This window comes from Acinetobacter sp. ACNIH3, assembly GCF_002918965.1.
GTDB classification, from domain to species: Bacteria; Pseudomonadota; Gammaproteobacteria; order Pseudomonadales; family Moraxellaceae; genus Acinetobacter; species Acinetobacter schindleri.
The window spans coordinates 1-4876 of sequence record NZ_PQLP01000085.1 but is presented as its reverse complement, the minus strand read 5'-3'; the positions used below and the strand labels follow the sequence as shown (position 1 = coordinate 4876).

Genomic DNA, 4876 nt, shown 5'->3' with positions numbered 1-4876 from the left:
ATTATTAACTATAAAACTTAGATTTAATATTTTTTCAAGACATCAAAACCTATATAAAGATTCTAAATACTTTATACAGGGAATATCAAAAATTGGTTATACACTTAATTAAAATATAAGTCATTTTTGAAAAGATTAAACAATTGGGGTAAGTATAGGGCGAAGACCAAATTACCGATCATTCTAGTCTAAATATAGTTAGTCTAAATATAGTTAAGTCAATTAGTATAGCTTTCCATCATATTATAATTTTGTATATAAGCAGAATCGTTAATCCCATGCGCTACGACATAGTTTCCGCAATCTGTAACCATCTGAAGATTGATCAATACATTCACTTATGCAGAAAGACCAAAAATAAAAACCAAAGGAATTACTGCTGATAAAAGTTTTTTCATGATATTCCCCTAAAAATTAAGGAAAATTTTATTTTTAATTATTAGTATATGATTAAAGCGAGGAACAAAAACAAAACAAAGTAACCCTTTTAAGATATTAATTACTGCATTATAAACAATTTAATTAAACACAATATTATAAATAAAAATAAGCAAATAAATATTTTATAATATATTGTTATCTAATAGTTTATTAAAAAACCTCTAAAAAAGAGGTTTTTTTAATCTTATTCAGATTATCAATTAAATCGCGACCATTTTTACAATAATCGTTTGGGTATCTTCTTTTTCATCGGGTAATTGCAAACGTTTTAACTCCTTACTTTTCACCTTTAATTTTAAATTCTGGTAGGTAATAATCGCAGGAATCTGATCAAAATATTGTGCATCCGCATCAATTTCTTCCTGAAATAAAGGGGTACCCAACTGATAGTCCAGACTTTTCAGGACTACATATTTAACTGTAGTTTTCATTGTAACAACCTACTTTCATCAAGCACTTTATTTTTATTTTTACCACTGTTTAAGCTGAGATGATACCGTTAAATGCAAATTTTGCTTAACTCTTGGTCAAACACACTCATCCGCTGAATCTTGAACATGTGTATCTCATATTTAGCTTTTAACAGCATGTTTTGTATAAATGTATACAATCGTAAGGGTGATTGAAGAATCCGCATTTCGTCTATACATTGAATACATCACCCTCAAATAAAAATGATAGCCATGTTAAAAGAATGTTGTGATTTACTCGAACAAAAAAAACTAAAAGTTGCTTTTGTAGAGAGTGCAAGCTCAGGCTATTTAAGCAGCCAGTTTTCGCTTTATAAAGAATGTGGTGCACAAATTTTACTCGGTGGACTGGTTTGTTATGATGCCAATCTGAAAATGTCAATTTTAGGGGTACCTCAGGATTTAATTGATAAATATTCACCTGAATCCCCGGAAGTGACGAATGTGCTTGCGATTACCGGCCAGAAGCTGTTTCAAGAAGCTGATTTGATCGTAGCTTGTACCGGCTTGCTCAAACCTGGTGGCCGTGAATGTAAAGAAAAGCCGGTAGGAACTTTTTTTGTTTCGGTTTTCTATCAAGCTCAAACTTATGATTATCGCTATCTGATTGATGGTACACCTGAGGAACGCCTGGATATATTGACAGAACAGATTGCGGATCAAATGATGGATTTAATTGATAGCAAAACTGCTTAATTTCGCGTCTTTATAAAAATTGGTGGATGAGGATAATGATGAAAGCTAATATTAGTTTGTTTTTACTTGGTCTTTGTCTTAGTCCATTGAGCCTTGCGACGGTGGGCGGCCCACAAAACCTTGAAGTTTTGGGTTATGAAGCCAAGGATCAAAAACTCTATCTGTTGCGCCATTATCTGGATGGGCGTGGACGCTTGCCTCAACTGTATTATTATAATTTTAAATCCAAGATGCCAAACCAGCTGATTCAGGTCAATTCCCTATATATCAATCCTAAAACCAAGAAAATTGACTATGATCAGACTAGCAAGAAGTTTGATCAGGAAATTGCCAAAATCAAGAAACGTTTGACTCCGGTAGTTCCTCTTCCGAAGCAGAATATTCAGCTCAAGTTACTAAAGACCAGAAAAGGCACTGCACCTACATGGCATGATCCGAAACAAAGCGTACCCAAATGGACCTATCAATATCGAATTGAATCAGGTCACTATAAGAGTCCAATACAACAGGCCATCAGCTATAAACCCGATTTAAGATTAAATCAGATCTATAAAATTCCGAAACAGGATAAATTACTGGTCACTGTAAAATATTTAGGCATTCAATTTGAAACCGGGTATCACATTGAAGATCCAGCCCTGCTCAGCCGTTAAACGAAAATTCAATAAAACTAGAACTAAATAAAAAATAGTGTATAAAAAATAAGGTCTGACTGGAGACCTTATTTTTTATGAGATCTGCACCTTAAACTGCTACAGCGCCGCGCTCAGCAATTGGAATCACTTTACGTAGTTCCGGACCCGTATAGTCTGCGCTTGGACGGATAATACGGTTATCTGCGCGCTGTTCCATCACATGCGCTGCCCAACCGGTAACGCGTGACATCACAAAGATCGGTGTAAACAGTTTGGTTGGAATACCCATAAAGTGATAAGCAGATGCATGGAAGAAATCAGCATTACAGAATAATTTTTTCTCACGCCACATGACTTCTTCACAACGGACTGAGACTGGATAAAGTACGGTGTCGCCTACATCTTTCGCCAGCTTCTCTGACCACTGCTTAATAATGCCATTACGCGGATCATTGTCTTTGTAGATTGCATGACCGAAGCCCATAATCTTTTCTTTACGTTCCAGCATACCCAGCATTTCACGCTCAGCTTCTTCTGGCGACGTCCAGTTTTCAATCATATCCATCGCGGCTTCATTGGCACCACCATGCAGGGGACCACGTAGTGAGCCAATCGCACCGGTAATACAAGAATGCAAATCAGACAATGTCGATGCACATACGCGTGCAGTGAAAGTTGAAGCATTGAATTCATGCTCTGCATATAGAATCAGTGATACATTCATCACCTGCTCATGCAGCACATTCGGCTTTTCACCACGCAGTAAGTGCAGGAATTGAGCACCGATTGAATCATCATCGGTATTTTCATCAATACGGATGCCGTCATGGCTATAGCGATACCAGTAACAGATAATCGCGGGTAGTGTGGCCAGAATACGATCCGCTACATCCTGCTGTTCAGCAAAAGACTTTTCTGTTTCCAGATTACCCAGCATGGAGACGCCGGTACGCATCACATCCATTGGATGCGAGTCCGCCGGAATACGTTCCAGCACTTCTTTCAGTGCTTGCGGAAGGCGACGTAATGACTTTAGTTTTGCCTTATAAGCTGCAAGCTGCTCAGCAGTTGGCAATTCACCAAAGAAAATCAGATAAGCCACTTCTTCAAACTGGCAGTGTTCTGCCAGATCCTGTACATCGTAACCACGATATGTCAGTCCTGCACCGCTTTTGCCTACTGTTGAAAGTGCCGTTTTCCCTGCAACTTGTCCACGCAATCCTGCGCCAGTGAGTACTTTTCCTTCAGCCATTGTTTTAATTCTCCTGCTTAAACAGTTTATCTAATGTGTCTTCGAAGCTGTGATAATCTAAAAATTCGTAGAGTTCTTTTCGTTGCTGCATTTTGTCCAGTACATTTACTTGAGTACCGTTTTGACGGATCGACTGCATCACTTCCAAAGCAGCCTTTTGCATTGCACGGGTAGCTGACAGTGGATATAGCACCATACGAATGCCCTGCTCAGCCAGTTCTTCGGTGGTATAATACGGTGTATCACCAAATTCAGTGATATTTGCCAAAACAGGTACACCCACCGCATCGCAGACTGTTCTATACATAGTGATGTCCGTCATTGCCTCAGCAAAGATCGCATCCGCACCCGCCTCTACACAGGCACAAGCACGATCAATCACAGCCTGTAAGCCTTCTTTTTGCAAGGCATCGGTACGTGCCATGACTACAAAGTTAGAATCCGTTTTGGCATCCACTGCCGCCTTGATCCGGTCTACCATTTCCTGTTGCGATACGATTTCTTTATTTGGACGGTGGCCGCAACGCTTTTGTGCTACCTGGTCTTCAATATGTACTGCTGCTGCGCCAGCTGCAATCATCTGCTTAATGCTACGAGCAATATTAAATGCACCACCCCAGCCTGTATCAATATCTACCAGTAATGGCGTATCCACACGTTCAGTAATACGGCGTACATCTTCAAGGACATTATCAAGACTGGTCATACCCAGGTCAGGCAATCCATAAGAATAATTGGCCACACCGGCACCAGAGACATAAAGGGCTTTATAACCGACCTGTTTCGCCATCATGGCTGCATAGGCATTTACGGTTCCAATGATTTGTAGTGGTTTCTCAGTTTCTAATGCTTCTCTAAACTTTAAACCTGCAGACATTTGTTGTGTCATCTTCCCTTTCCACAGTGTTGGCTATAATTATTGAAGTTCGAGTATACCTATTCAAAACGCTCAATCCATGGCCTGATAGAATAAAAACTCTAAAACTTTAGTCAAATAATGCGGATAGATTTAGCATAAATCTTAGTCGAGATAATAGATACAGCAGTCTCCATGAAATGTGCGCACAACTTTGTTATGATGGCAACTGAAATAATCGAAAAGTGCTGATTTAGTCGTCAATATGCAGGATCTCGTTCAACTGGAACCCTTAGCCAAAGATGTGCCACAGACCAAGCGTGGTCATGAGCGCTGTCTCGCCCTTTTGATCAGTGCAACAGAGCTGTTCCTGGAACATGGTTATGATGCTGTATCACTGGGCGAATTCAAACATGAGGTGCGACAGTTTCAAAAGCCATATGATAATCAACAAGCTGAGCAAATTTCTCTAATGGTGTAAGCCAATCTAACGCCTTTCTAGGACGAGTATTCAGTGACATGGCAA

Annotated in this window: 5 protein-coding genes and 2 pseudogenes; 3 read left to right on the top strand and 4 right to left on the bottom strand. The window is 39.4% G+C overall.

The window, feature by feature from the left end; genetic code table 11:
- Nucleotides 1–641 precede the first annotated feature (641 nt).
- On the bottom strand, nucleotides 642–872 hold the full coding sequence (locus tag C3420_RS16330) for a hypothetical protein (RefSeq protein WP_004809153.1): 231 nt from the start codon (nucleotides 870–872) through the stop codon (nucleotides 642–644).
- Nucleotides 873–1124: 252 nt separating this feature from the next.
- Between C3420_RS16330 and C3420_RS16325 the strand changes: the two genes are divergently transcribed.
- A complete protein-coding gene (locus C3420_RS16325) occupies nucleotides 1125–1607 on the top strand; it encodes a CinA family protein (protein ID WP_103801048.1) in 483 nt (160 codons plus the stop codon).
- A gap of 38 nt (nucleotides 1608–1645) precedes the next feature.
- Nucleotides 1646–2260 carry an aminotransferase gene (locus C3420_RS16320; protein WP_103801047.1) on the top strand — a complete coding sequence of 205 codons (615 nt, stop codon included), beginning with the start codon at nucleotides 1646–1648 and terminating at the stop codon, nucleotides 2258–2260.
- Nucleotides 2261–2351: 91 nt separating this feature from the next.
- Here C3420_RS16320 and prpC read toward each other — a convergent pair whose 3' ends face one another.
- Together prpC and prpB are read right to left on the bottom strand one after the other, a co-directional pair.
- A complete protein-coding gene (prpC, locus tag C3420_RS16315) occupies nucleotides 2352–3494 on the bottom strand; it encodes a 2-methylcitrate synthase (protein WP_103801046.1) in 1143 nt (380 codons plus the stop codon).
- Between the two features lie 4 nt (nucleotides 3495–3498).
- A complete protein-coding gene (gene prpB, locus C3420_RS16310; protein ID WP_004810717.1) occupies nucleotides 3499–4383 on the bottom strand; it encodes a methylisocitrate lyase in 885 nt (294 codons plus the stop codon).
- Between the two features lie 232 nt (nucleotides 4384–4615).
- Between prpB and C3420_RS17455 the strand changes: the two are divergent.
- A pseudogene (locus C3420_RS17455) lies at nucleotides 4616–4756 on the top strand (TetR/AcrR family transcriptional regulator); the annotation flags it as partial.
- A gap of 1 nt (nucleotide 4757) precedes the next feature.
- Here the strand turns inward: C3420_RS17455 and C3420_RS16305 are convergent.
- Nucleotides 4758–4876: pseudogene (locus C3420_RS16305) on the bottom strand (IS30 family transposase); the annotation flags it as partial.